Annotated in this window: 26 protein-coding genes; 17 read left to right on the forward strand and 9 right to left on the reverse strand. The window is 65.5% G+C overall.

The window, feature by feature from the left end:
* Positions 1–257: 257 nt before the first annotated feature.
* Positions 258–1,037 (reverse strand): class II aldolase/adducin family protein, encoded by a 780-nt coding sequence (locus tag XH84_RS07425; RefSeq protein ID WP_128917776.1) that lies wholly within the window; start codon positions 1,035–1,037, stop codon positions 258–260.
* Positions 1,038–1,192: 155 nt separating this feature from the next.
* Positions 1,193–2,842: a glycosyltransferase family 39 protein gene (locus XH84_RS07430; protein ID WP_128917775.1), complete on the reverse strand. Its 1,650-nt coding sequence runs from the start codon at positions 2,840–2,842 to the stop codon at positions 1,193–1,195.
* A gap of 310 nt (positions 2,843–3,152) precedes the next feature.
* Here XH84_RS07430 and XH84_RS07435 point away from each other — a divergent pair, with 310 nt between their 5' ends.
* Together XH84_RS07435 and XH84_RS07440 are read left to right on the forward strand one after the other, a co-directional pair.
* Positions 3,153–4,010 (forward strand): DUF308 domain-containing protein, encoded by an 858-nt coding sequence (locus XH84_RS07435; RefSeq protein ID WP_164937344.1) that lies wholly within the window; start codon positions 3,153–3,155, stop codon positions 4,008–4,010.
* Positions 4,011–4,157: 147 nt separating this feature from the next.
* Complete coding sequence (locus tag XH84_RS07440) at positions 4,158–4,574, forward strand: Ros/MucR family transcriptional regulator (RefSeq protein WP_128918920.1); 417 nt, start codon at positions 4,158–4,160, stop codon at positions 4,572–4,574.
* A gap of 114 nt (positions 4,575–4,688) precedes the next feature.
* On the opposite strand, the gene XH84_RS07445 is transcribed toward XH84_RS07440, so the two are convergent.
* Both XH84_RS07445 and XH84_RS07450 read right to left on the reverse strand, forming a co-directional pair.
* Positions 4,689–5,117, reverse strand: coding sequence for a SufE family protein (locus XH84_RS07445; RefSeq protein WP_128918921.1), 429 nt, complete (start codon positions 5,115–5,117; stop codon positions 4,689–4,691).
* 68 nt (positions 5,118–5,185) lie between these two features.
* Positions 5,186–5,638: a DUF5330 domain-containing protein gene (locus XH84_RS07450; protein ID WP_128918922.1), complete on the reverse strand. Its 453-nt coding sequence runs from the start codon at positions 5,636–5,638 to the stop codon at positions 5,186–5,188.
* Positions 5,639–6,050: 412 nt separating this feature from the next.
* Here XH84_RS07450 and XH84_RS07455 point away from each other — a divergent pair, with 412 nt between their 5' ends.
* The 4 genes from XH84_RS07455 to XH84_RS07470 all read left to right on the forward strand — a co-directional run bounded on the left by XH84_RS07455 (position 6,051) and on the right by XH84_RS07470 (position 9,403).
* Positions 6,051–7,946: an ATP-binding protein gene (locus XH84_RS07455; RefSeq protein WP_164936188.1), complete on the forward strand. Its 1,896-nt coding sequence runs from the start codon at positions 6,051–6,053 to the stop codon at positions 7,944–7,946.
* Positions 7,939–8,643 carry a peptidoglycan-binding domain-containing protein gene (locus XH84_RS07460; protein WP_128918924.1) on the forward strand — a complete coding sequence of 235 codons (705 nt, stop codon included), beginning with the start codon at positions 7,939–7,941 and terminating at the stop codon, positions 8,641–8,643. Before XH84_RS07455 ends, XH84_RS07460 begins: the two co-directional genes overlap by 8 nt.
* Positions 8,644–8,797: 154 nt before the next feature.
* The gene (locus XH84_RS07465) at positions 8,798–9,007 is read left to right on the forward strand and encodes a hypothetical protein (RefSeq protein ID WP_164936189.1); all 210 of its coding nucleotides are present in this window, start codon (positions 8,798–8,800) and stop codon (positions 9,005–9,007) included.
* Between the two features lie 51 nt (positions 9,008–9,058).
* A complete protein-coding gene (locus XH84_RS07470) occupies positions 9,059–9,403 on the forward strand; it encodes a DUF1491 family protein (RefSeq protein WP_128918926.1) in 345 nt (114 codons plus the stop codon).
* A 227-nt stretch (positions 9,404–9,630) separates the two neighbouring features.
* Here the strand turns inward: XH84_RS07470 and XH84_RS07475 are convergent, their stop codons facing one another.
* A complete protein-coding gene (locus XH84_RS07475) occupies positions 9,631–10,608 on the reverse strand; it encodes a DUF2336 domain-containing protein (protein WP_128918927.1) in 978 nt (325 codons plus the stop codon).
* Positions 10,609–10,861: 253 nt separating this feature from the next.
* On the opposite strand from XH84_RS07475, the gene XH84_RS07480 reads away from it, so the two are divergent.
* Both XH84_RS07480 and XH84_RS07485 read left to right on the forward strand, forming a co-directional pair.
* A complete protein-coding gene (locus tag XH84_RS07480) occupies positions 10,862–11,050 on the forward strand; it encodes a hypothetical protein (RefSeq protein ID WP_128918928.1) in 189 nt (62 codons plus the stop codon).
* A gap of 16 nt (positions 11,051–11,066) precedes the next feature.
* On the forward strand, positions 11,067–11,828 hold the full coding sequence (locus XH84_RS07485) for a hypothetical protein (protein WP_128918929.1): 762 nt from the start codon (positions 11,067–11,069) through the stop codon (positions 11,826–11,828).
* Here the strand turns inward: XH84_RS07485 and XH84_RS07490 are convergent.
* Positions 11,812–12,684, reverse strand: a complete 873-nt coding sequence (locus XH84_RS07490) for a LysR family transcriptional regulator (protein ID WP_128918930.1) — start codon at positions 12,682–12,684, stop codon at positions 11,812–11,814. The genes XH84_RS07485 and XH84_RS07490 overlap by 17 nt on opposite strands.
* 95 nt (positions 12,685–12,779) lie before the next feature.
* Between XH84_RS07490 and XH84_RS07495 the strand changes: the two genes are divergently transcribed.
* The gene (locus XH84_RS07495) at positions 12,780–13,607 is read left to right on the forward strand and encodes an MBL fold metallo-hydrolase (protein ID WP_164936190.1); all 828 of its coding nucleotides are present in this window, start codon (positions 12,780–12,782) and stop codon (positions 13,605–13,607) included.
* A 17-nt stretch (positions 13,608–13,624) separates the two neighbouring features.
* Here XH84_RS07495 and XH84_RS07500 read toward each other — a convergent pair whose 3' ends face one another.
* The 3 genes from XH84_RS07500 to XH84_RS07510 form a co-directional block, all read right to left on the reverse strand.
* Entirely contained in the window at positions 13,625–14,203 is a 579-nt protein-coding gene (locus XH84_RS07500) for an amino acid synthesis family protein (protein WP_128918932.1), read from the reverse strand.
* On the reverse strand, positions 14,203–15,075 hold the full coding sequence (locus tag XH84_RS07505) for a fumarylacetoacetate hydrolase family protein (protein WP_128918933.1): 873 nt from the start codon (positions 15,073–15,075) through the stop codon (positions 14,203–14,205). Before XH84_RS07505 ends, XH84_RS07500 begins: the two co-directional genes overlap by 1 nt.
* 93 nt (positions 15,076–15,168) lie before the next feature.
* Positions 15,169–15,870, reverse strand: a complete 702-nt coding sequence (locus XH84_RS07510) for a GntR family transcriptional regulator (RefSeq protein WP_128918934.1) — start codon at positions 15,868–15,870, stop codon at positions 15,169–15,171.
* A gap of 108 nt (positions 15,871–15,978) precedes the next feature.
* On the opposite strand from XH84_RS07510, the gene XH84_RS07515 reads away from it, so the two are divergent.
* The 8 genes from XH84_RS07515 (at position 15,979) to XH84_RS07550 (ending at position 26,213) form a co-directional block, all read left to right on the forward strand.
* Complete coding sequence (locus tag XH84_RS07515; RefSeq protein ID WP_128918935.1) at positions 15,979–16,971, forward strand: zinc-dependent alcohol dehydrogenase family protein; 993 nt, start codon at positions 15,979–15,981, stop codon at positions 16,969–16,971.
* A 10-nt stretch (positions 16,972–16,981) separates the two neighbouring features.
* The gene (locus tag XH84_RS07520; RefSeq protein ID WP_128918936.1) at positions 16,982–17,884 is read left to right on the forward strand and encodes a VOC family protein; all 903 of its coding nucleotides are present in this window, start codon (positions 16,982–16,984) and stop codon (positions 17,882–17,884) included.
* A gap of 69 nt (positions 17,885–17,953) precedes the next feature.
* Positions 17,954–18,931 (forward strand): tripartite tricarboxylate transporter substrate binding protein, encoded by a 978-nt coding sequence (locus XH84_RS07525; RefSeq protein WP_128918937.1) that lies wholly within the window; start codon positions 17,954–17,956, stop codon positions 18,929–18,931.
* Between the two features lie 176 nt (positions 18,932–19,107).
* Positions 19,108–20,514, forward strand: a complete 1,407-nt coding sequence (locus tag XH84_RS07530; RefSeq protein WP_245471647.1) for a carbohydrate porin — start codon at positions 19,108–19,110, stop codon at positions 20,512–20,514.
* A gap of 150 nt (positions 20,515–20,664) precedes the next feature.
* Positions 20,665–21,030 carry a hypothetical protein gene (locus tag XH84_RS07535; RefSeq protein ID WP_128919026.1) on the forward strand — a complete coding sequence of 122 codons (366 nt, stop codon included), beginning with the start codon at positions 20,665–20,667 and terminating at the stop codon, positions 21,028–21,030.
* 104 nt (positions 21,031–21,134) lie between these two features.
* A complete protein-coding gene (locus tag XH84_RS07540) occupies positions 21,135–21,527 on the forward strand; it encodes a FixH family protein (protein WP_128918938.1) in 393 nt (130 codons plus the stop codon).
* Positions 21,528–21,606: 79 nt separating this feature from the next.
* On the forward strand, positions 21,607–23,025 hold the full coding sequence (locus XH84_RS07545) for an efflux RND transporter periplasmic adaptor subunit (RefSeq protein ID WP_128918939.1): 1,419 nt from the start codon (positions 21,607–21,609) through the stop codon (positions 23,023–23,025).
* Positions 23,022–26,213, forward strand: coding sequence for an efflux RND transporter permease subunit (locus XH84_RS07550; protein WP_128918940.1), 3,192 nt, complete (start codon positions 23,022–23,024; stop codon positions 26,211–26,213). Before XH84_RS07545 ends, XH84_RS07550 begins: the two co-directional genes overlap by 4 nt.
* Position 26,214: the final 1 nt, after the last annotated feature.

A 26,214-nucleotide genomic window follows, 5' to 3' on the forward strand; every position in this document is an offset into this window, starting at 1 on the left:
GACCGACGTTGCCGTTTTGCCATCTGACACCTCTCGCTGCCTAAGCTATAGGTGTCCACCGATTTAGGGGAGGTCCAAGTCTGGATTGCTTCGTCGCCAGCGCAAATTGCTTCGCAATTTGTCGCAAGGGCTCCTCGCAATGACGAGCCGAGAGGCCGTCGCACCAAATAAAAACGCCGCCCGGGATTGGGCGGCGTTTCATTCCAGAACGTGCAGAGGTAGTTCGGCGGAGAAACTACCTCAAACTCGTGAAAATCTCAAGACCGATAGCCCGGAAGCTCGCGGTCGAGCTTGCGCAGCAAGGGCGGCCACACGAGGTTGGTGGCGCGCAGCTCGGCGCGATCGCGGTTGGCAAGCAGCTCGGTGTTCTTCTCGATCGCGGTTCCCTCGACCGGGTAGACCGGCGTGCCGAGTGCGCGCGTGCGCACCTGCATCGAGCAGGCGCGCTCGAGGTGGTACATGCGCTCGAAAGCGGAGGCGACCGAGCGGCCGACCGTCAGCGTGCCGTGATTGCGCAGCAGCATGTGATTGTGGTCGCCGAGGTCCTTCTGCAGCCGCGGTCGCTCGTCGTGGTCCAATGCGATGCCTTCATAGTCGTGATAGGCGAGGTCGTGGGTGACGAGCTGGGCGGTCTGGTTCAGCGGCAACAGACCTTCTGCGCTGCTCGACACCGCGGTGCCGTCGAGTGTGTGGAGATGCAGCACGCAGATCGCGTCCTCGCGGACCTCGTGGATCGCCGAATGAATGGTGAAGCCCGCGGGGTTGATGCTGTATTCGCTCTCGGAGAGCTGGTTGCCGTGCAAATCGACTTTGACGAGGCTCGAGGCCGTGATCTCGTCGAACATCAGCCCATAGGGGTTGATGAGGAAGTGATGCTCGGGACCGGGCACGCGCGCGGAGATGTGGGTGTCGACCAGATCGTCCCAGCCGTACAGCGCGACCAGACGATAGCAGGCGGCGAGATTGACCCGTTGCTGCCACTCGGCCTCCGTCATATCAGACGGCACTTCCTTCAGGCGCGCTTCCGCTGGCGACATGGCTGATCTCTCCGAACATCGTTGTTGCGGGGAGGGAGCGTAGTCGTGGTGGTGAGGGACGGCAAGGCGGCCAGAGCGGGGCTGTTCAGCGTAGCCCGCATGCTTGTCCGCCGTAGCTCGAAGAGCGAAGGCGGAAGCGCTACGGGTGAAAATCATTACGGCGCGGGGATCGACAGCAAGCTGGAAATGCTGCGGCCGCGGATGTCGTAGACGCGGGCGAACACCACGTCGTCGCGCTTGATCTCGACCATGACAGGCGCGGTCAGGCCCTTGCAGTAGAACTCGCCGAGCGTCATCGCGAAATCGGCTGCGTTGGAATCCCAGCCGATAGTGAAGTCGGGCCCAAGCGCGACCTGCGCAGGGCGCTGCGGACCGCACACCGCGACCTTCCATTTGCGGCTTGCCGGCGGCACCTCCTGGCGCTCGACGAGTTGCTCGCGCAATCCGTCGGAGGCCTGCTTCAGCGCAAGGCCCCAATAGTCCAGCATGAAGCGGTCGTCGGCGCCGCGCACGGTGCCGGCGATGTGGTTGAAGTGCGTGTATTGATAGGGATGCAGCCGGATCATCTCGGCGAGCGACAGCGCGAGGCCGAAGCAGAATGTCGCGAGCACGACCGGCTGCCAGGTGCGGTGATTGGCGCGCAGGCGCTCCATGACCCAGGCGAACGCGACGCCGCCGAGCACCGCCATCGGCGGAATCACGAACACGAAATGGCGGATGCCGTTGTACAGCGCCGGCCGCTTCACCATCGCGATCGCGAGCGGCAGAGTCGCAGCCAAGGTCAGCATCAGCAGGATGGTCTTGCGCCGCGCCGGCACGTCGCCTCGCGGCAGCATGGCGAAGGTGCTGACCACGGCGCCGGCCATCAGCACCAGCATCACCTCGGGCAGTTGCAGCGCGAACAGGGTCGGCAGATAGGACCAGGGCATGTCCGGCACCGACACGATGGCGCCGTCGAACATCTCCTTCCACGGCTTCTCGAAGAAGTGCGAGAAGTAGGTCAGCGCCTCGAAGGGATTGCCGGGCTCCATGATCGACCACGGCCAGATCAGGCCCATCACGAGGTAGCCGAACGCGAGGCCGGGCAGCAGCACGTAGACGACATGGGCAAAGCGGCGGACCGACTCGCGCAGCCCCTCGCTGCGCAGCTCCTCCAGGAACAGCGGCACGAAGCCGAGCATGGCGTAGACCAGCGCGAGCCCGCCGAGGATGCGGCAGCCGATCGAAAGGCCGGCACCCAAGCCGACGATCAGGATCGTGCGCGGCGACGGCTGCGGATATTCCTCGGCGAGCCGGACGAGGCCGAGCATCAGGATGATCATGGCCACCGCGAAGGGCGCGTCCTTCGGGTTCATGAACATGTGGCCGTAGAAGATCGGGCAGAGCGCGAGCAGCAGCAGCGCGGCGAGACCGGCGAGCGGCCCGCCGACGCGGCGGGCGAGGCGCCAGGTCACCGCCAGTCCGATCACGCCGACGATGGCTCCGACCAGGCGGCGCGTCTCGAACAATTCGAGCGGAATGACTTTGTGGAGAAGGGCCGCGACCATGTCGAAGCCGCCGCCATACATGTAGAGATTGGCGAAGGAGAGCGCCGCATTGTCCTTGAAGCCGGAACCGAACATCCGCAGCAGCAGGTCGGCATATTCGGCGTGGGTGTAGTCGTCCCAGCCAAGGCCGTAGTCGCGGAAAGTCAAGCCTGCAATGACGGCGACCGCAGCCAGCACCAGCATGGCGAGATCGTCGCAAGTCCGTTCGACCGAGCGCCGCTGAGGCGTGTCGATCGCGGAAGTCGTGATGGATGTCATGGCTATCGGTGCCCCGGAATCCCCTCTTGGCGCAGCTGGTGCGCGCGGGCCTCAACCCCGGACTTCCTATAGCGCAGTTCCATTACCAAGTAATTGGGCATTATGGCTAAATTCCTGATGCGACGCAGCAATTCCGGATCATTGACAGCAGTCTAGCAGTAGCGAGCCCTAGCTGAAGGGAATGTGAATAAGTCCCTGATTTCCTTCCCATTAGGAACGCTGCTTGCAATTGGCCGTTGGCGTGGAACAGCGTATGACGGTATCGTGGCGTGACGGGTCGCGTGTGGATGTGCGGCCGGGGGTGAGTTCGATGACCTTGGCATTGTTGATCGCGGGGATTTTCGCCGTTGTGGCGGGCCTCCTTTCGATCCTATTCGGCTTCTCCGTCAGGGAGTTCAGCCTCGGCAGCCCCCTCATAATCTCGGGCACGATCGCCGTCTGCTCCGGACTGTTACTGGCCGGCCTCTATGTCGTGGTCGCGGAACTGAAGGGCATCGCTCGCCGGCTGGCCGGTGCGCCGTCCGAGGTGCGGGTCAGGCCCGTGCTGCCGGGCCTCGCCGCATCAGGTGCTGCTGCGCCCGAGCCGATGCCTGCCTCGGCGGCCAGGATCGAGTCGGCGCCGCCACCGGCCGCAGGCCCGCCGCCGTGGCAGAGCGAAGCTGCCGCGCGCGAGCGGCCGCGTGTCGAGACGCCGCCGGAGCCGGAGGCTCCAACGCCGCCCGCGGCTCCGGAAGCGCCGCGCCGGCGCAACCTGTTGTTCGCCTCGACCTCGCGCAAGGAGCGGGAGCGCGCGGAGGCGAAGGCCACCGAGGGCGCGCCGCCGCAGCTACCTGCGGAGCCCAGTGAGGCCCTGGACACTCCGCCTGCAAGCTTTGACGATGCTTGGCCGAAGCCGGACCGTATGCGTCCGCCGGAGCCGCCGGCCGCCTTGCGCCGCCCGCCGCCGCGCTCGCCATCGACCTTTGCGGAGGCCGCTCCGCCGCCTGCACCCGAGCCGCCGCCGCCACCTGTCGAGCAGCCGCCCGTGACCGTGCTCAAATCCGGAATCGTCGACGGCATGGCCTATTCGCTCTATTCCGACGGCTCGATCGAAGCGCAGATGCCTGAGGGCATGATGCGCTTTGCTTCGATCGACGAGCTGCGCGCCCATCTCGACCAGCGCGGCTGAGGCGGCTGCGCCCAAGTAAAGCACCACCTCTCGTCTGTAATCAGTCGATCGTCGTCAGTTGTCGGATTTCAGCCGAACGTATTGTTGACACGGAATACTTCGCCGTCGTCTATCCCGTGAGGCGCAAGGTGGAGAGAGGGCGGGCCCATGTCGGATGCGGGGGCTAAGAATTTCATCGAGCTGACGGCGAGCATCGTGTCGGCCTATCTCAGCAACAATCCGACGCCGGCTGCGGAGATTCCGAACCTGATCAGCCAGGTGCATGGCGCGTTGGTGCGGGTGTCGTCAGGTCGCACCGAGGCCGCGCCGCTCGAACCGGCCAAGCCGGCGGTCTCGCTGAAGAAGTCGATCGCGCCCGATTATCTGGTCTGCCTGGAAGACGGCAAGCGCTTCAAATCGCTGAAGCGCCATCTGCGCACCCAGTACAACATGACGCCGGAACAATACCGCGAGAAATGGGGCCTGCCGGCCGACTATCCCATGGTCGCGCCGAACTATGCGGTGGCGCGCTCGCAGCTGGCAAAGCAGATGGGTCTCGGACAGCAGCAGCGGAAGCGGAAGTAGATCGGGTCACTGCTCTCGTAGGATGAGTTAGCGCAGCGTAACTCACCACTTCTGGTTCTGCGGATAGAGAAGCGGTGGGTTACGGCTTTCGCCTAACCCACCCAACGAAGCCTCTCACGTCGCTTCCGCGAGCGCCTCTTTCGCGTCGGTCTTGATGCGCTCGACCAACGAGCGCAGGCCGTTGGAGCGCTGCGGCGTCAGATGATCGCGAAAGCCGAATTCGTTGAACACGGCGATGGCGTCGGTATCGAGAATCTCCTGCGGCGTACAGCCCGAATAGAGCGAGAGCACGATCGCGACCAGCCCGCGCACGATATGCGCGTCGCTGTCCCCGCGATATTTCAGGATCGGCACACCCTTGCTGCGGTCGACCAGCTTCTGGAGCCAAACCTGGCTGACACAGCCATTCACCTTGTTCTCGGCGGAGTGCTCGGCCTCCGGCATCGGTTCCAGGGTGCGGCCAAGCTCGATGACATACCGGTAGCGGTCGTCCCACTCGTCCAGAAGCTCGAAATTGTCCCTGATTTGGTCGATTGTCGTCATGCTGGCCCATCTTTCCGCTTCCCGCCAATATAGGGATGCGAGGCGCCGAAATCGATAGGGTTTGGGGCCTAATTCGCCGGCTGCGGGCCGCGCCATTCCAGCGCGAGGTCGTCCTGGCTCAGGGTGTCGCGCGGCGCTTCGCTCGCGGCAGTGTCGCCTTCGCCGGCCATCGCGATCGAGCCGGTGTGATCGGGCGCTTTCTTGTCGTTCTTGTCGTTCTTGTCGGTCTTGTCGTTCTTCTCGTTGCCGATCTGCTCTTTCTTGTCGTTGATGATCTGGTAGATCTTGCGCGCGCCGTCCTGGGCGCGCTGGCCGATGATGGTCGCGGCCTGTCCGCCGACCTCGCAGGCCGCCGGCTGGCGCTTGCAGAACTGGGTCATATCGGAGACGGCCGCGGTCGCAGCCTGCACCGCGTCGGCGGCGCCGATCTGCGGCAGCTTGTCCGATTCGGGCGTCTTGTCCCGCGGCAGGAGCACCAGCACCAGCCCGAGCCAGAATGTGATGCGGAGCAGAAAGCGCATCTTTATCGACCTGTATGGTAGATCCCGTCCGCGGCGATGGTCCGCGCGCGTTTCGACCTAGCAACTCTCGATAAATCGCAAGTGATTGCCTTGAGCTTAATTCGCGGAAAATTTACGCAAAATTCTTCGGGATCGAAGGTGTCGTAAATTTTCGATTGACGCCGAGGCCCGTGATTCTGCCGGCGGGCAAATCCACCAATTCGAAACCATGAGCGGGAAGGTGAAACCCTGTGTTCACCATCCGCAGCGAAGACGTCGTCAAATCGTCTAAAAAGCCACGCGATGTCCCGGCGTCCGGTCGCGCATCCCGCCGCCTTAGCACTCGTTTAAGGTCGCTCTGACACGGTGGCTCAACGACAAGGAGGCGTTCCGGCGCGTCTTCTAAAGACGATTGAGCCGAAGCGCGAGACCCGTGACAGTTTTGAGTATCATCCGCGATTGTCTCGATGCACTGCTGCATCCCTCCGCGCGTTACGATGCGCTGATGCGAGCACGTCATCGTGCCTTCATGGCGCCTCGGCTGCTCGGCAGCCTGGCCGCCTTCGCCGCATTCCCGATCTATCTCGCCATGCGGGGCGCGCCGAGCGCGGTCGAGGTCGCCGCTTTCGCCTGGCTGATCGCGCCCATCCTGCTGTCCTGGTTCCTGTCGCGCACCGGCCGCTATGAAGGCGCGCATGTGCTGTCGTCGCTGGCGCTCGCCGGCCTGATCATGGCGGTCGCGGGCACCACGGGCGGCATCGAATCGTTCGCCGCGGTCTGGCTGGTCGTGGTTCCCCTCGAAGCCGCGCTGTCGGCCTCGCGCCGCGTCGCCGCCTTCGCCTCATTGCTCGCGCTGTCCTGTGCGGGACTCCTGATCCTCCTCAGTCAGCTCGACTGGCTGCCGCCGGCAGACACCAGCGCCGCGGAACGCGGCGTGCTGATGGCCTGCGGTGTCGTCTCGGCGACGCTCTATGCCGCGGGCCTCGCCTTCGGTGCGGAATCGCTCGCGCGCACCAGCGTTGCGCTGCTCTCGCGCGAAGAGGAGCGTTATCGCCTGCTCGCCCGCAACATGAGCGATGTGATCTCGCGGCATCAGCGCAACGGCGCGGTGCAGTTCATCTCGCCGGCGGCGGAGGCCATGCTCGGCATATCAGTGGCGGAGCTGCTCGGTCATGGCCTGTTCGACCGCGTCCATGTCGCCGATCGCCCGGCCTATCTCACCGCGCTGTCCGATGCCGCGCGCGGCGAGGTGCGCAGCGTCGAGTTCCGGCTGCGGCGTGAGCCCGACGGTTCGGAGCGCGGTCGGGCCGATTTTCTCTGGGTCGAGATGCGCTGCCGCCCGCTCGACCAGGATATGGGCCAGAATCCTCATAGCGACGCCACGCGCGAGGCCGAAGTCGTCGCCGTGATGCGCGACGTCACCGACCACAAGCTGTCCGAGCAGGCGCTCGAGCAGGCGCGCAGCGCCGCCGAAGCGGCCGATGCCGCCAAGACGCGCTTCCTCGCCACCATGAGCCACGAGCTGCGGACGCCGCTGAACGCCATCATCGGCTTCTCCGAGATGATCGCGCAGGAGCAGACCCTGATGCTCGGTGCGGCCCAGCGCCGGGAATATGCCCAGCTCATCAACGATTCCGGCCAGCATCTCTTGTCGGTCGTCAACGGCATCCTGGACATGTCGAAGATGGAGTCGGGCAATTTCGAGATCGCGCCCGAGCCGTTCGCGCCGCGCGCCTCGCTCCTGCATTGCTGCAATCTCCTGGCGCTGAAGGCACGGGAAAACGGCATCGACCTCATCACCGACGCGCCCCACGACCTGCCTGTCATGACCGGCGATCCCAGGGCCTTCAAGCAGATCGTGCTCAATCTCGTCGCCAACGCCATCAAGTTCACCGAGCGCGGCGGCCAGGTTTCCGTTTCCGCTGCGGTGACCGGCTCGCAGCTGATGCTGCGCATCAGCGACACCGGCGTCGGCATCGCGCCCGACGATCTCAAGCACATCGGCGCGCCGTTCTTCCAGGCGGGCAGGACCTATCAGCGCCGTCACGAAGGCACCGGTCTCGGCTTGTCGATCGTGAAGAGCCTTGTGGCGTTGCATCTCGGCGAATTGACGGTACAAAGCAAGCTAGGCGAGGGCACCGCCGTCACCGTCAGGCTGCCGCTGGTCTACACGCCGCTGCAAGCCAAGCCGGCCGAGAGCAAGATCGCGACGCTGACGCCGGTGCTGCGCCAGGAGCTTCAAGGCCAGGAGCTTCAAGACGAGGAGCTTCAAGACCAAGCTCACGACCTGTCTCAGGACCAACCCGCTCTGGTGAAGAAAAGTGCCTAAGAAGTCTGCCAAGGACGAAACCGCTCCGCGCCGCCGTGGTGCCAAGGCCGCGATTGTCGACGTCGAGACCGAGCGCAACCTCGTGATGCGCGCGCTGCTGCACAGCCCCAAGGACACGCTGGCCGGTCTCGTCGCCGTCGCTGCGATCGGCGCGATTGTTGCCAATGCGCTGTTCCTGCAGACTGGCCGGCATCCGGCGCCGATGTTCGGCACCGTGATCAACCTTCCCGCGCCGTCATCGGTGTCGCTGTCGAATCCCTTGCCGCGTCCGCGCCCGGTCGGCGCCGATACCTCGCCGCTGGAGCCGCGCGCGACCGAGTTCCGCGCCGAGCCCAAACCTGCCGAGAGGGCCGCCGAGAAGCCACCGGAGAAGCCCGTCGAAGCGACCGCATCGACGCGCTCGAACGATCCGATGACCAACCTGGTCAAGGCGACGACCTCGACGCCGCCGTCCGCCATGCGTCCGCCGGCGCCGATTCCCGTGCCGCAGAGCCCGGCCGCACGGCGTATCGCCGGCGTGCAGCGCGCGCTGTCCGAATATGGCTACGGCAATTTGAAGATCACGGGCACGATGAGCGGCGAGACCCAGTCCGCGATCCAGAAGTTCGAGCGCGAGCACAAGATGCAGGTCACCGGCCAGCTGTCCGATCGGCTGCTGCGCGAGCTCGGTGCGGCGATCGGCCATCCCGTCGAATAACGCGCGTCCCACTGTCATTGACGCGGATCAAATCCGGGCACCGCGCGCCGGCAGACCCTGGCGCGCCCCGCAGGCGCGATTTGCTTGGGATCAATGACGGCCGACAGCTTCGGGGACCATGATCACCCATCTTCAACGAAGAAGAGAGGGTGTCATGTTCAAGGTCTCGGTCCTGGTCTGGATCATGCTGGGTACGGTGCTGGCAGGCGTCAGCCTGATCGTGGTGCTGATGGTGCCGAGCTTCGCCGCGGACGCCATCAGGAACATCCCCTATGCGGTCGCTGTGGGATTTGCGCTTGCGATGCCGCTGTCATACCTCGTCGCACGCCAGATCCGCGGCGGGCAGGGCCTGCGCAACGTCTGAGGCGCGAGCTGAGGCTGGCGGCGCGCGTCACGCTGGCCTATCGTCCGACTCATGCGTTTGAAATCCAATATATGGGTCGCCGCTTATCTGCGCCGATGCCAGACCGAGGGCGTGTTCGGCGCGGTACGCCGTCGCGGTGCCGAGGAGGCGGGAGCGGTGTTCGTGAAGGTGTCGCTGCTCGACGGCCATGCGATGCTCTACGTGCCGGCGCCGCAGACCTCTTACGACGACGGCCGCCCCGTCGATCGCTTCTTCGTGCCGGTGGCGCCGCAACCTCTGCCGGAGCACACCGTCGAGGAACGGCTGACCAAGGAGATCCGCTTCGATCCGGACGCCTGGATCGTCGAGACCGAGGATCGCGCGGGACGGCATTTTCTGGAATTGGCGAAGACGTAACTGCTGCTCGTCGTGTCCCGAACCAGCGGCGACGCGTCAGCGTCGCCGTGCAGAGCCGGGACCCAGAAGGCGGCATCAACGGACGCGGTGAGATGGGCCCCCGGCTCTGCAGCGCACCGCACCGGACGATGCTTCGCGTCGCCGGCGCGCTGCGCTGCGTCCGGGGCACGCTGCAATGACAAGCTTGGGATACGTCTCGCTCAGCGTTGACGCGGCGCGCGAGCCAGTCACCGTTCCGACGATCCGTCGGTGCCGGTGCGGCGCGGCGGCATCGCACCCGGCTGCACGCCCGGCCGCGTCTGGCTTGCGCCGGCGCGGGCGCGCTGGCGTTCGCCGTCGTGCAGTGACGGCTGGTACTTCGCGCGGGTGACGGCGAGCGTCGAGCCGCGCCAGGCCGCCAGCATCACCAGCGCCGAGCGGTCGACGAGGCGGTCGTAGAGCCGCGACAGCCGGTACACCTCGTTCACGGAATTGCCGATCTCCGGCTTGAAGAACAGCAGGATGCGCTGGAACACCGGGCTCGGCATGTCGAGCGCGCGCGCGGCGACGGCGAGTGCTTCACCGCCGGCATCGTCGACGATCTGGGCTGCGACGCGCGAGGGCAGGATCAGGCTGTCGCCGAGCTCGAGGGCGAAGCTCTCGACGTCGCCTGCGATCGCCGCCATCTCCAGGATCTGGATCGCGCGCTTGGCGCGCACGGTCGGAATCCGCGGCGCGGCCTTCAGCGGGGTCTGCGCCAGATTGTGCAGGATCAGCGCGCGCTCGGATGGGCCGGCGCCGAAGAACATGTCGTGGATCTCGGCAGCGTCCTTCGGCTGCATCGCCATGTTGGCGGCCATGCGCAGCTCGGCGTCGCTCGGCGTGCGGGCTGGGGAGGGGGGGTGGGCGGGCGCCGGGATCTCGCGGGCGAGCGGAACCCTGCGGCCTTCCTGGGCTGCGACCAGCCCGAGCTTCTGCAGCACCGGGACGGGCGTCTGCGGATAGATCGCGAGCTTGGCCTTGATGGCCGCGCGCGTCGCGTCGTCGACCTGGTCGATCAGCCGCGTCGCAAGCTCGGTAAATTGACGCTGCTCGTCGTCGCTGTGGATGCGCGTCTGGACATAGAGGTCGGTCAGCACGCGCAGCAGCGTCGGCCGAACATCGACGCCTTCGCGACGGGAGAGGGACATCAGCCCGTCGAATCCGGGAAACAGCGACTTGGTCATGGAGAGATACGCGACCTGGAAGACATACTCGTCGCCAGCCTATCGCAGGCTCCTTTAAAGGCTCGTTAAGGAAAACGAGGCGTGAAGCCGAACGCTCGCTTTGTAGCGATCTCGTGCCTTAACGGGACGTCGCGGCCGGCCCGTGCGGCTACGGTCCGAATGGGTCGTTTACACCCCGTTAACCATGAACTGATCTTAATGAATGCATGTTGCAGGGGCGCGTTCGGTCGCGCGGCAATTGAAGAGAGCTGACATGGGGACCATCATTGAATTTCCGGCCGGTCGCCGGGTGGGCTCGTCGGGGGATGTCGCTCCGCGCGCGGACATGGGAACGATCCTGATCCTTCCCGTCATCCGTATCGAGCGCGAGGCAGATGAACCCAGCGGCGATCGCGGCCCTGAGCAGGGCACAGCGCCGGGGCGCCGTCGTCGCCGTCGCTGACATCCGGCTTCATGCAATGCCGGACAATATCCGCCAGATCCGGCCCGTCACATCGGCCGTCCTGCTCGCACTGCTGGCTGCGACGCTCGGTGCGTGCAGCGGCGGTGATTTCGGCCGCACCCGGGCCGACATGCGCAGCGACGACATGCATCGCTGGCTGGGCGCGGAGGTCACCTCCAGCGTCGGCCTGAAGCCCTCGCAATTCCAGCTCACCGACGAGGAGCGCCAGCTACGCGACCTCGCCTATCCCATGATCGAGCCGCCGCTGTCGCGCCCCGCATGGAAGAGCGTGTTCGGCGACTACAAGGCGATCCCCTCGCCCTGGCGGCAGAAGGTCGTGTTCGACCGCACCATGTATGGGCGCACGCTGATCGACGAGCCGCACCGCTCGCATTCCTCGCGCTATGCGCAGCTGATCGAGGACGTGCGCAATGACATCACCCGCTTCGAGCCGTTCTTCGCATCGGCGATCCGCGTCATCGATCTCGACCGGAAGCGCAATGCCAGCATGGCGCGCGTCTCCGCGCTCTCGCCGAGGGAGCAGGAGGATGCGGTCGCGCGCATGCAGGAGAACTCACTGATCGTGCAGTGGGTGCAGCAGTGCCTCGAGCAGCGCATCTCGTCCTATCGCTGGGCGCTGGAGCGCCTGGTGATCCAGGCGCCCGACGGCATGGCCGCCGATGCCGACCGCCTGATCGGTGAACTCGCCGCCCAGACCGCCAACCCGCCGGTCCAGGCCCAACCGCCCTACGGTCGCGCGGTCATCTCGAAGGGCTGAGCGTTTTGCGCGCGCCCGCCCGGCGCCCGGTTCGATCCGGCCCGCGTGGCTTCTGCAGCTTTCCGACAAAATCCTTCAGCGGATCCGCCAGCGGCGCCGATGCGAGGTAGGCAAGGCCGACCTCGCGCGTCACCTTGACCTCGATCTCGCGCACGGCGACGTCGGGATTGCCGCGCGCCACGCCCTCCGGAAGGATGGCGACGCCGACGCCGGCCGCGACCAGGGCGATGGCCCAGTCCTCCGATTGCGCGATCGCTGCGGTCTGGCGACGCTGCGCGGCGCGGCCGAAGAAAGCGCTTTGCTCGCAATGGCAGCGGTCGATCAGCGGTACGCCGGCGAGATCGGCGGTCCGAAGCTTGTCCTTCAGCGTCAGCGGATGCGACGGCGGCAGTGCGGCGACATATCGATCGCTCCACAGCGCGACGAACTGCTCGTCCTTGCGCAGCATGCTCTTGGAGATGATCCGCGCATCGGCGGGCTCGTCGCTGCCGACAAGGCGGAGCGCGACGTCGCTGCGCGCCGTCAGCGGCTTCAGGAGCGCGATGGTCCGGGGCACGTCGAGCGTGCGCATCAGGCCGAGCGTGACATTGGTCTTCGTGCTCGGCTTCCTGAACAGGCTGCGCGCTGCGTCGGCCTCGTCGATGATGCGGCGGGCCAGCGTGTGAAACTGCTCGGCCGAGGCGGTCGGCGCCACGCCCTTCTTGTGGCGGATGAACAGGGTGGTGCCGAGCTCGGCCTCGAGACTGGTGATTGCGGTCGAGATCGACGGCTGCGATACGAAGCAGGCCCGCGCGGCGGCGGTCAGATTGCGTTCGCGGTAGACGGCGGCGAAGTAGCGGAGTTCGCGGATATCCATAGGAATGGCCTAGAGATAATATCAATACTCGATATTTTACCTATGGATTGGGTCATGGCAAGAACGTCCCGCTCATGAACCGGCAGGGACACGCGATGAAGATCCACCATCTCAACACCGGCACGATGTGCCCGCTCGGCCGCCGACTGGTGAACGGCAGCGGCGGCCTGTTCCAGCGCGCCCGCCTGGTCTGCCATTGCCTGCTGGTCGAGACCAATGACGGGCTGGCTCTGGTCGACACCGGCATCGGCCTCGGCGATATCGCTGCGCCCGAGCGGTTGGGACGTCGATGGCTGCGCCAGACCGCGCCAAGACTCGATCCCGCCGAGACGGCGGTCGAGCAGGTCAGGGCACTCGGTTATTCACCCAAAGACGTGCGTCACCTGTTGCTGACGCATCTCGACCGCGATCACGCCGGCGGCGTGCCCGACTTCCCCCACGCCGCGATCCACGTCCATCGCGCCGAATACGACATGGCGGTGCTGCGCAAGCCGGCGCCGCCGCAAGGGCGCTATGTCACGGGCCAGTGGAGCCACGGATCGCGCTGGCAATTCTATGGCGAAGCCGGCGAGGACTGGTTCGGCTTCAAAGGCGTGCGCGCGCTCGGCGACACGGAAGCGGACATCCTGATGATCCCGCTCGCCGGCCACACGCTCGGCCATTGCGGCATCGCGGTGCGCTCGGGCGAGACATGGCTGCTGCATGCCGGCGACAGCTACTTCCACCATGCCCAGCTCGACGCATCGCCGCGCGTGCCCTTGATGCTCGGCTATTTCCAGCGCCGCGGCGACATGGACAGAAGCATGCGGATCGCCAACCAGGCGCGGCTGCGCGCGCTCAAGCTGAGCCACGGCGACCGTGTGAGGATCGTCAACAGCCACGATCCCGCCGACTACGAGCGCTGCCGCTGCGGAGGGCATTGAGCGCGGGGCCGTTGACGTCAGCGCTGCCCGTCGTGCACGGAGATCTCCGATGCCTTGAGGCCGCCGATGCGCGCGTGGGGGCGGCCGCCGGTTGCCATCACGAGGCCGAAGGCGATCTCGTCGCGCCGTGGCGCATCCCACAGCGTCATCTCCGCGGTGCCGAAATGGCTGCGGACATAGGCGGCGTGGATGTGGCCGAGCGGCACCATCAGGCGCGTGCCGGGTCCGCCGATGGACTTTGCCGCCGGGACGATCGCTTTGGGCTGTCCCAGCATCTCGCGCATGCCGTGGCCGCCGGCTTCGTGCCAGACCGCGCCGTGCTCGAGCTCGCCGTCTTCGCCGACGATGATGCCCTTGCCATAGGCTTCGATCTGCGGCGCGCCGCCGAGCTGCGCGATCAGCCCGCTGGCGAGCTCGCGGCCGAGCTCACGTAAGGACGCCTGAAACGGCATCAGGTCGGGCTCATAGCGGCCGGCGAAGGGATTGCGGATCACGGCAACGGCGGTGCCGACCAGAAGCGGCTTGTCCAGCCGGGGCCCGCGCTCATGCCAGATGGTCTCGACGCCGAGCGCGGTCTTGCGAATGTCGTAGGACATCAGCGGCCTTGCGCCTCGTCCACGACGGGATTGCGGAGCACGCCGATATTCTCGATCTCGACCTCGACCACGTCGCCGGCTTTAAGGAAGATCGGCGGCTTGCGGGTGAAGCCGACGCCGGCCGGCGTACCTGTCGCGATGACGTCGCCGGGGACGAGGTCGAAAATGGTCGAGCAATATTCGATCAGCCGCGGGATCGAGAAGATCAGCATCGAGGTGTCGGAGGACTGCACGGTCGCGCCGTTGACGCGCGTCTCCAGCTTGAGCTTGGTGGGATCGCCGATCTCGTCCGGTGTGACCAGCCACGGACCGAACGGGCCGGTGCCGACGAAGTTCTTGCCCGAGGCGATCTGCTGGGCATGACGCTGCCAGTCGCGCACACTGACGTCGTTGTAGATCGAGTAGCCCGCGACGTGGCTCCAGGCATCGGCCTGGCTGATGTGGCGGCCGCCCTTGCCGATGACGACGGCGAGCTCGCCCTCCCAGTCGAAATTGTCCGAGACCTTCGGCCGGATTACCGGCGCGTTGTGCGCGACCTGTGAACGCCAGACCCGCAGGAAGATCGGCGGAAACTCGGTGATCTCGCGCTTCATGCCGAACGCCACGGCTTCATTGTGGTGGTCGAGATAGTTGCGCACGGCGCAGACGATCTTCTCGGGGCGCGGGATCACCGGCAGATATTTGACGTCGCTCAGCGCCAGCGTGGGCTTCTGCCCGCCGACGATCGCTTCGCGTTTCGCGTAGTCATCGCTGCCGAGAAAGTCCGCAAGCGTCGGGTACTGGGGCAGGGCACGGCCCAGATCCACCACGCCGTTTTCGACAACGGCGCCCCAGCTCTCGCGATTTCCGTCCAAGAACGACAGCAGCTTCATTGGTCTCGCCCCAAAGTTTCCATTTTCGATCTATCGTATTATTTTCGAAAATCTGGCGGGACGCAAGCCCGCCGCTCTGAAATTGCCGATGGCCTATTCGTTGTCGAGCAGATGGCCGGCGTATTTCGCCACGTTGTCGGAGGTCGAGCGGATATGCGCCTCGATCAGCTGCACGGCGAGATCGGCATTGCGCGAGATCGCGGCCTGCATGATCGCCTGGTGCTCGCCGGCCTTGTCGCGCGGGCGCGGCCGGAAATTGGCAGAGAGGTGCCGGTAGCGCTCAGCGCGGTCGAACAGCTCGGCGCGAATGGCGAGCAGCGTCGCCGAGCCACAGGCCGAGACCAGTGACTGATGGAACTGGCGATGGGCGATCTTCCATTCGGGATCGCGCAGGGGATGCTCGGGATCGCGCTGCTCGATCCGCTTCAAGCGGTGCAGCGTCGAGATCACGGCGATTTCCCAGTCGTCATCGCCGCGCGCGATCGAGCGGCGGATCAATTCCATCTCGATCAGCACCCTGGCGTCGGTGACCTCCACCAGATCCTGGCGGCTGACCGGTGCCACGCGAAAGCCGCGCTGCTCCTGGGCGTCGACGAGGCCCTCCGCGGCGAGCGCGGTCAGCGCCTCGCGCAGCGTGGTGAAGCTCGCGCCAAAGCGTTCGCGCAGGACGTCGAAGCGCAGCGGCTCGCCCGGCGGAAGTGCGCAGGCAATGATCTCCTCGCGCAGCCGATGGGTGATGTCGGCGGCGATCGTCTTGCCGAATTCCTTGCGGGGGCGAATGGCGCTGTCAGGCATGGTCCTGCCCATGAATCGATGGCTCAAGATGCCGCGCCAAGGACCATCTTGCAATAATTTTCGTAAACGATATGATTTTCGAAAATATGGTCTGGGGAGCGTGAAGACATGAGGGCAGTGCTGGTGCGTCAGCCGGGTGGGCCGGATGCACTTGAGGTGGTCGAGCTGCCGGTGCCCGAGCCGGGCGCAGGGCAGGTGCAGGTCCGGGCCGAGGCGTTCGGCGTCGGGCAGCCCGACGTGCTCATCCGGCGCGGCGTCTACAAATGGATGCCGCCATTGCCGGCCAATCCCGGCAACGACGTCGCCGGCCGCATTTCCGCGCTCGGGCCGGGTGTCGCGGGCTTTGCGATCGGCCAGAAGGTGCTGCTGAGCGCACGCGATCTCGCCCAGCGCGGCGGCTGTTATGCCGACTATGTGGTTGCACCGGCGGATGCCGTGCATGCGCTGCCTGACAATGTCGATCTGCAAGCCGCCGTGTGCCTGTCGAACTACCAGGTCGCCTATGCGCTGCTGCATGAGTGCCGCCATGCGCGTGCGCCCGCATGCGTGCTGGTGATCGGCGCTGCCGGCGGCGTCGGCACCGCACTGGTGCAGCTGGCAAAGCTCGCCGGGATGACCGTGATCGGCACGGTCTCGACCGAGGAGAAGGCCGCGTTCGCCAGGGCGAACGGCGCCGATCACATCATCTTCTACCGCAGCGAGGACGTGGTGGCACGAACGCGCGAACTGACGAAGGGCGAGGGCGTCGGCCTCGTGCTCGACCATGTCTGCGGGCCCGAGTTCACCGCCTATCTCGGCGCGCTCGGCAAATGGGGCACGCTGCTGTCGTACAACGCCTTTGCCGGATTGCCGGAAGAGAATCTAATGGCGGCGATGCGCAACCATCTCGACATCTGTCCGGCCGTGCGTTGTTTCTCCTTCCACGTCTACGACCACGATCGCGACGGCCGCCGCGCCCTGATGCGCAGCGTGATCGAGGCGCTGAGCCGCAATGCGATCAAGCCGGCGATCTCGGCGGTCTTGAGGCTCGACGAGGTCAGGAAAGCGCATACGCTGCTGGAGCAGGGCTCCGCGCTCGGCAAGATCGTCATGATACCATGAGGGGTGGACGATGACACAAGCACCCATTGCACGCTTCACCCGGCTGCGGCACGCCACCTTCACCTCGCCCGATCCGGAGCGGCTGCTCGACTATTATCGCGCGGTGATCGGCCTTGGCCTCGTTGCCCGCGACGGAGGCCGCCTGTTCCTCGCCAGCGATTCCGAGCAGCTCTCGCTGGTGATCGAGCCCGGTGATCCCGCGCTGAAGAGCATCGCCTTCGAGATCTCTCCCGATGTCCAGCTGGAGGCGCTGGGCGCCGCGCTGAAGCAGGCCGACTTGCGGCCCGAGCTCCACAGCGATTCCCTGCCTGGCGTGTCCGGGCTGCTGTCCTTCAGTGACCCCGAGGGGACGCGCTTCGAACTGATCCAAGGCTGGACGCCGACGCCTGCGCAGGAGCGGATCGGAGGGCTCGCCGTCGTCAAGCTCGGCCATGTCGCGCTGCGCACGCCCGATCCGAAAGCCGCTTCGGAGTTTTATGCGAATGTGATGGGACTGCGGGTCTCCGACTGGATCGAGGACCGCTTCGTCTTCATGCGCAGCGGCTTCGAGCATCACACGCTGAACTTCGCTCGTGCGCCCGCGCGTAGTCTTCATCACTTCGCCTTCGAGCTGCGGGGGCCTGACCACATGCATCGCGCGTGCGACCATCTCGCGCGGCACAGGCTGTCCGTGCTGTGGGGACCGGTTCGTCACGGCCCCGGTCACAACACCGCGATCTATCACCGCAATCCCGACGGGCATCTGGTCGAGCTGTTCTGCGACCTCGACCGCATGACCGACGAGGCGCTGGGCTATTTCGATCCGCGCCCCTGGCACCGCGATCGTCCGCAGCGGCCAAAGGTCTGGGTCGGCTTGCCGCGCGATGTCTGGGGCATGCCGCCTTCGCCGGAATGTACGGAGTTCGCGCGTTAGCGCGATCGCAACTTGAAGACGCCGCACGCGCTGCGGTCAACGATAGAATAATCAAAGGGAGAGGCATCCATGCGTCGGATGAAGCGGCTTGCTGCGTCCATTTTTCTGCTGGGCATTTGTCTCGCAACCATCTCGGCGCTGGCGGACACCTATCCCTCGCGCCCGATCCGCCTGCTGCACGGATTTGCCGCCGGCGGTGCGGCCGACACGCTGTCGCGCATCATCGCCGACGGTCTCGCGAAGAAGCTCGGGCAGCCCATCATCGTCGAGGCGAAGCCTGGCGCGGGTGGCAACATTGCGGCGGACGCGATCGCGAAAGCGGCGCCCGACGGTTACACGCTCGGGCTCGTCACCGGGGCGCATGCGATTTCCGCGGCGACCTACAAGAGCCTCGCCTACCAGCCCGCCGAGAGTTTTGAGATGATCTCGACGCTGGTCTATTACGCGCTCGTCATCGCCGTGCGCAACGATCATTCCGCAAAATCGCTCGGCGATCTCATCACTATCGCGAAGGAGAAGCCGGGCGCGCTCAGCTTCGGATCGGTCGGCTTCGGCAGCACGCATCATCTGGCGGGAGAGCTGTTGAACGCGACCGCCGGCGTCGAGATGGTGCACGTGCCGTATCGCGGCGATTCGCAATCCGTCACCGCACTGCTCGGGGGAGACGTTCCTGTCATCGTCGGCACGCCCGTTTTGCTCGCCCCGCAAATCCAGAGCGGCGCGATCCGCGGCTTGGCAGTAACCTCGCCGACGCGCACCGCGTTGCTCCCCGATGTCCCGACGGTTCAGGAAGCCGGCATCAAGGGCTATGACGTGCGCACCTGGGCAGGCCTGCTGGCGCCCAAGGGAACGCCGCCCGCCATTATCGCTGCACTCAACGCGGCGACGCTGGACGCGCTCCGAGACCCCGAGCTCAGGCAGCGGCTGGAGACCGCCGTCGGCGGCGAGGTCCGCGGCAGCTCGCCGGAGGAGATGAAGAAGCTGATCGAGAGCGAAATCGCCAAATGGACCGGCGTGGTGGAGCGGGCGAAGATCCCGAAGATCTGAGCGCTCGACCGGGGCGCGCGATGATGACTTCGAATGTGCAAAAGTGGACATAACGACCTCCTTGCATGCGGTAGTGCAATTCCTAGGGAATCGATCGGGAGCGCCGCGCTAATCGCTCGACGACCGGCTTGAATGTCGGACTGCGGCGTGCGTCATTGACCGCCCGGGAGGAGAGCGTGGCCGCCAGAGCAATCAGCCATATCGCGCGGGTGCTGGTCGTCGGGGTCTGTCTGATCGCGGCTGCCCGGTCTGCGGCTCAGGAAGACAAGAAAACGGACGAGGACAAGCCTGCCGATCCCGATACGGGAGAAAGCACGGTCGAGGAGAAGACGCTCGGGCTGCTGCCGAACCCCTGGCAAAAGAACGGCGTGAAGTTTGCCGCGACCTATATCGGCGAGGTGCTCGGAAATCCCACCGGCGGCCTGAAGACGGGCGCGGTCTACGAGGGCCGGCTCAACCTTGCCGTCGATCTGGACTTCGAAAAACTGGTCGGCCTCGACAAGCTGACCTTTCACGCCAATATGTTTCAGATCCATGGCGACGGGCTGTCGCGATCGAATCTGCAGAATTTCTTCGTCGTCAGCGGTATCGAAGCGTTGCCCGCGACCCGGCTTTACGAAGCCTATTTCGAGAAGCAGTGGGGCGACAAGAAAGTCTCGCTCAAGTTCGGGCAGCTCGCGGCCGACAGCGAATTCTTCAATACCAAATATACCGATGTGTTCACCAACGCATCGATGGGCTGGCCGGCGATCACCTCGCTGGCGTTGCCGAGCGGTGGGCCATCGCCGCCTCTGGCGGCGGTGGGCGCGCGCCTGCTTGTCAACTTCACGGACCAATTGTCCGTTCTCGGCGCGATTTTCGACGGCGATCAAGCCGGTCCGGGCCCGGGTGATCCGCAAGAGCGCAACCGCTACGGCGTGAATTTCCGCGTCAACGATCCGCCGCTTCTGCTGGGCCAGATCCAATATGCCTGGAACAACAAGAAGGGCGATCCGAATCTGGCTGGCCAGATCAAGATCGGCGGCTGGCGCCATTTCGGATCGTTCGAGGATCTGCGCTTCGCCTCCAACGGCGCTTCGCTCGCCGCGCCGGCGAGCAGCGGCGAGCCGCTGCTGCTTTCGGGCGATATCGGAGCCTGGGCGGTCCTCGAGCAGCAGATCTACCGGGTGCCGAACAGCGACGACCGCGGCATCGGCATTTTCGCGCGGGTGTCGGGCGCGCCGGCCGACCGCAACCTGGTGGACCTCTACGTGGATGGCGGCATCGAGCTCATCGGACTCAGCAATGCCCGTCCGGACGACAAGTTCGGCATCGCCGCCGGCTATGCGCATGTCTCGAAACGCGCCCAGGCGCTGGACGCCGACTACGGCAAGTACGTGGACCCCCGCTGGCCGCTGCGGAGCTTCGAGGGGCTGTTCACGGCGGTCTATCAATATCAGGTCAAGGACGGCTGGACCGTTCAGCCGAACTTCCAATACATCGTCCATCCCGGCGGCGGCGCGACGGCTCCGGCCGGACCACGGCCGGGAAGGCCATTACCAAGCGCGTCCGTGTTTGGATTGCGAACGACGCTGAAGTTCTAGTGCAGGCTGGTCGGCGGCCCCGGAAGTTGAGGGGGCCGCGTCGCGGGAGGGCGTTTCGCTCACGAATGCTTGACCGGGATCAATGACTGTTTTCGGCGTCCGAATATGCTAGTGAAGCTGTGTTCCAGCCGAAAGGTTAAGCTGATCTTGATGCGGTTCGTCCGTACCATCCTGGCATTCGCAATCGCCATATCTCTGGCGATGCTGCCGGTTGGCGTCTCCGCCTCTCACCTCGCCATGTCGCCGGACGACATGCAGGCGAGCATGCAGATGGGCGGCAACGCCGAGATGTCGATGGACGAATGCTGCCCCGACATGAAGGGACCGGCCTCCAACACAGGCGATTATAAATGTGGGATGGGCTTCTGCTGCGTCGGCGGGCTCGTTGCGCTCGATGACATCAGGCCCGTCGCGTTCGCGCATTTCACCTTAGCGGCGAGCAAGATCGCCATCCCTGAGGATCAGGTCGTCTCCGTCCTCGGCGGCAGTCCTCCCTTCCGACCTCCTCGAATCTGATCTCGTCAAGCCTTAAGACGCGAGCGGCACGCCTGCTTGCGACGACGACTGACGTGCGCGCTTTTCTGCGCCACGGCGGAAGATCAGATCATGAGGACAGGACAATGCTTTCCAGATTCAGCACAGCGGCGCTCGCCGCCACCCTTTCGCTTGCCGCTTCCGCCGCAATGGCGGGCGCCGGCGAATACGTCTTCGAGCCCGTCAATGCGCAGATGAAGAAGGGCGACGACGTCACGCTCTCGGTTCGCCTGACCAACAAGCAGACCGGCAAGCCGGTGGCGGACGCCGTCATCTTCAAGACCCGCGTCGACATGGCCCCCGACGGGATGGCCGAGATGGAATCGGCCGTGGCGCCGCTGCCGTCGAAGGAGCCGGGCGTCTACGCCTTCAGGACGGACCTGCCGATGGCCGGGCGTTACCAGGTCACGCTGTCGGCCAAGGTGCAGGGCGAGGCTGAGACCGTCACCGGCAAGGTGGTCGTCACGGCGACCAAGTGAGCGCGCGGACGCCGCTCGCGGCGTCCGGACTTCTCTTTCTCATTCAGATGGACGCGCGCCGGGCGCGCGAAGACACACCATGAAGACGCTGCGTCTCCTGACGATTCTCACACTCGGCGGTGGCCTCGCCTTGGGCGGGCACTGGTCCTCGAACGACGGGCGCTGGTCCGTTCACGCCGAGGTGACCCCGGCTGCGGCAGAGGCGAACCGGGCTCCGCTCTATTACCGCGATCCCGGCGGCGCGCCTCTGTGGTCCGCCGCTCCGAGGAAGGACGACCGCGGGCGCGACTATCTGCCGGTCTATGACGATCAGCCCGCCGCGGCGGCACCGAAGCCGGCGCAGGCGGAATCATCGCGAAAGATCCTCTACTACCGTAATCCCATGGGCCTGCCCGACACCTCGCCGGTGCCGAAGAAGGATCCGATGGGGATGAACTATATCCCCGTCTACGAGGGCGACGAGGTCGACGACGGCACGGTGAAGCTTTCGCCGGGCAAGATCCAGCGCACCGGCGTGAGATCCGAGCCGGCCCGGCGTCGCGCCATCCGCGTCGCGGTCAAGGCGCCCGGCACGATCCAGCTCGACGAGCGGCGCGTCTCGGTGATCGCAATGCGCGCCGAAAGTTTCGTGCAGAAGGTCGCCGACGTCACCACCGGCACGCGCGTGAAGGCGGGCCAGCCGTTGATGGAGATTTACAGTTCGGCGGTCGCGTCCGCCGCCGCTGAATATCTCTCGACAATCACTTCTAAGACCACGGGCGGGATCGAGATCTACGGCCGCGGCTCGCGGCAACGGCTGGTCAATCTCGACGTCCCCGAGCAGGTCATCGCCGAGATGGAGAAGACGCGGGTCGCGCCCGTCACCATCCATTGGTCGGCGCCGCGCGACGGCATCGTGCTCGAGCGCAGCGCGATCGAAGGCATGCGCGCAAATCCGGGCGACGTGCTGTTCAAGATCGCGGACATCTCGCTGGTCTGGGCGCTGGTCGACGTCGCCGAGCGCGATCTCGGCAATATCGCGGTGGGACAGGGCGTGGCGGTGCGCGCGCGGAGCTTTCCCGGCCGCATCTTCAGCGGCAAAATCGCAATCGTCTATCCGCAGGTGAACCGCGACACCCGGACGGTTCGCGTCCGGATCGAGCTCGCCAATCCCGATGCGGTGCTGCTGCCGGACATGTACGTCGATGCCGATATCGACACGGCTGATAGCGCGCCCGTCCTGGCGATCCAGGACAGCTCGGTGCTCGACACCGGCACGCGCCAGGCCGTCCTCGTCGACAGGGGCGAGGGGCGCTTCGAGCCGCGCGAGGTGAAGCTCGGCCGGCGCGGCGGCGGCTACATCGAGGTGCGGGACGGACTTGCGGAGGGCGAAGCGGTGGTCACATCCGCCAACTTCCTGATCGATGCGGAAAGCAATCTGAAGGCCGCGCTCAAAGGCTTCGCCGACGCGGCGCCTCAGGCTTCCGAACCTGGCCATGCGCCGGGAGAGCACAAATGATCGCCCGCATCATCGCCTGGTCGGCGCGCAACCTGCTGCTGGTGCTGTTCGGCACCGGCTTTGCGGCCGCCGCCGGTCTCTATGCGCTGATCCATCTGCCGCTGGATGCGATCCCGGACCTCTCGGACACGCAGGTCATCGTCTACACCGAATATCCCGGCCAGGCGCCGCAGGTGATCGAGGACCAGGTCACCTACCCCTTGACCACGGCGATGCTGACCGTGCCGAAATCGAAGGTCGTGCGCGGCTTCTCGTTCTTCGGTGTGTCCTTCGTCTACGTGATCTTCGAGGACGGCACCGACATCTACTGGGCGCGCTCGCGCGTCCTGGAATTTTTGAACGGCGCTGCGTCGCGGCTTCCCGCCGGCGTCTCCCCGACCATCGGCCCCGATGCGACCGGCGTCGGCTGGGTCTATCAGTACGCGGTGATGTCGAAAGAACTGAACCTCGCCGACGTCAGGACGATCCAGGACTGGAATCTGAAGTTCGCGCTGGCCAAGGCCGAAGGCGTCGCCGAGGTCGCCAGCATCGGCGGCTTCGTCAAGCAGTACAACGTGGTGCTCGATCCGCAGCGGATGCGCGATCGCGGCATCAGCATGCAGAAGATCCGTGAAGCCATCCGCGCCAGCAACGCCGATGTCGGCGGCCGCACTGTCGAGCTCGCCGAGTTCGAATACGTTATCCGCGGCAAGGGCTACCTCAAGAGCATCAACGATCTCGGCAACATCGTGCTGAAGACCTCCGGCGGCACACCGGTGTTGCTCCGCGACGTCGCTCATGTCGAGCTCGGACCGGACGAACGCAGAGGCATCACCGAGCTGAACGGTGAAGGCGAGGTCGCAAGCGGCATCGTGCTGCAGCGCTTCGGCGTCAACGCTCTCGACGTCATCGAGAACGTCAAAAAGCGCTTCAAGGAGATCGCGAGCAGCCTGCCGAAGTCGGTCGAGATCGTCCCGGTCTACGACCGCTCCAGCCTGATCTACGCGGCCATCGACACGCTCAAGCACACGCTGTTCGAGGAGAGCATCGTCGTCGCGCTGGTCTGCATCGTGTTCCTGCTCCATGTCCGCAGCGCGCTGGTCGCGATCCTGATGCTACCGGTCGGCGTGCTGATGGCGTTCGGCGCCATGAAGCTGCTCGGCCTCGGCTCGAACATCATGAGCCTCGGCGGAATCGCGATTGCGATCGGCGCCATGGTGGATGCCGCGATCGTCATGATCGAGAACGCCCACAAGCATCTCGAACGCGCCAAGCCCGATCAGTCCCGCGTTCAGATCCTGATCGATGCCGCGTCCGAGGTCGGGCCTGCGCTGTTCTTCAGCCTGCTGATCATCACCGTGTCGTTCATGCCGATCTTCACGCTGGAATCGCAGGAGGGGCGGCTGTTCAGCCCGCTTGCCTTCACCAAGACGTTCTCAATGGCGGCTGCGGCTCTCTTGTCCGTCACTTTGGTGCCGGCGCTGATGGTGATCTTCGTCCGTGGCCGGATCGTGCCGGAGAGCAGGAATGTCATCAACCGCTTCCTGATCTGGGTCTACCGTCCGGTGATCAAGGGCGTGCTCCGCGCCAAGACGTTGGTGATCCTGGCCTCCCTCGCCATTCTCGCCGTCACGACATGGCCGGCCCGCCAGCTCGGCACCGAGTTCATGCCGACGCTGAACGAGGGGACGCTGCTCTACATGCCGACCACGCTGCCCGGCATCTCCGTCACCAAGGCGGCCGAACTGATGCAGATTCAGGATCGCATCATCAAGTCGTTCCCCGAGGTCGCCTCCGTCTACGGCAAGGCGGGACGGGCCGCGACCGCGACCGACCCGGCGCCGACCGAAATGTTCGAGACGGTGGTCAACCTGAAGCCGAAGGAATCCTGGCGCCCCGGCCTCACCGTCGACAGCCTGATCGCGGAGATGGACAAGGCGCTGCAATTTCCCGGCGTCTCCAACGCCTGGACCATGCCGATCAAGGCACGCATCGACATGCTGTCGACCGGCATCCGCACGCCTGTCGGCGTCAAGGTCATGGGTACCGATCTCGTCGAGATCGACCGGCTGGCGCGGCAGGTCGAACGGGTGATCAAGACCGTCCCGGGCACGTCGTCGGCTTACGCCGAGCGCGGCATCGGCGGCTATTATCTCGAGATCGTCCCGGACCGTGAGGCGCTCGCCCGCTACGGCATTTTGATCCAGGACGTTCAGGACACCATCGCGGCAGCGCTCGGCGGCCAGACGGTGACGACGACCGTGGAGGGACGCCAGCGCTTCACGGTGAACATGCGCTATCCGCGCGACCTGCGCGACAATCCCAAGGCGATCGCCAGCGACATCCTGGTGCCGATGCCGGCGGGCGGCGCCGTGCCGCTCGGCGAGGTCGCGAAGGTCGAGCCGGCGCGCGGACCGACGTCGATTCGGACGGAGAACGGTCAGCTCGCGACCTACATCTATGTCGACATCCGCGATCGCGACATCGGCAGCTACGTCGCGGACGCGCAGCGCGCCGTGACGGAGAGCATCCAGTTTCCCGCCGGCACCTACGTCGTCTGGAGCGGCCAGTACGAATATCTCCAGCGGGCTGCCGCCCGCCTGAAGATCGTCGTGCCCGTGACGCTCACGATCATCTTCCTGCTGCTGTACCTGAACTTCAAGGCGCTGACCGAGACGTTGATCGTGATGCTGTCGTTGCCGTTCGCGCTGGTCGGCGGCATCTGGATGATGTGGTGGTTCGGCTTCAACCTGTCCGTCGCCGTCGCGGTCGGCTTCATCGCGCTCGCGGGCGTCGCCGCCGAGACCGGCGTCGTGATGCTGATCTATCTTGAGCAAGCTCTTGCAGAGATCAAGGCCAAGCGAAGCGCGGCCCATCGGGTTCTCACGCGCCAGGATCTGCACGATGCCATCATGGAGGGGGCCGTCGAGCGCGTCCGCCCGAAGATGATGACAGTGGTCGCCATCATGACGGGCCTGCTGCCGATCATGTGGAGTACCGGTGCGGGCTCGGAGATCATGCAGCGCATCGCACTGCCGATGATCGGCGGGATGATCTCGTCGACGCTGCTGACGCTGATCGTAATTCCGGCGATCTTCGGGCTGGTCAAAGGCTTCCGCTTGCCTCCCAAGGACGAAGACAAGGGACCATCGATCAAAGTGCCAGAGCCGATCAGTACGAGATCGCGGGTGCTGGAGCCTGCCGAATGAG

This window comes from Bradyrhizobium nanningense (assembly GCF_004114535.1).
In the GTDB taxonomy this organism is placed as follows: Bacteria; Pseudomonadota; Alphaproteobacteria; order Rhizobiales; family Xanthobacteraceae; genus Bradyrhizobium; species Bradyrhizobium nanningense.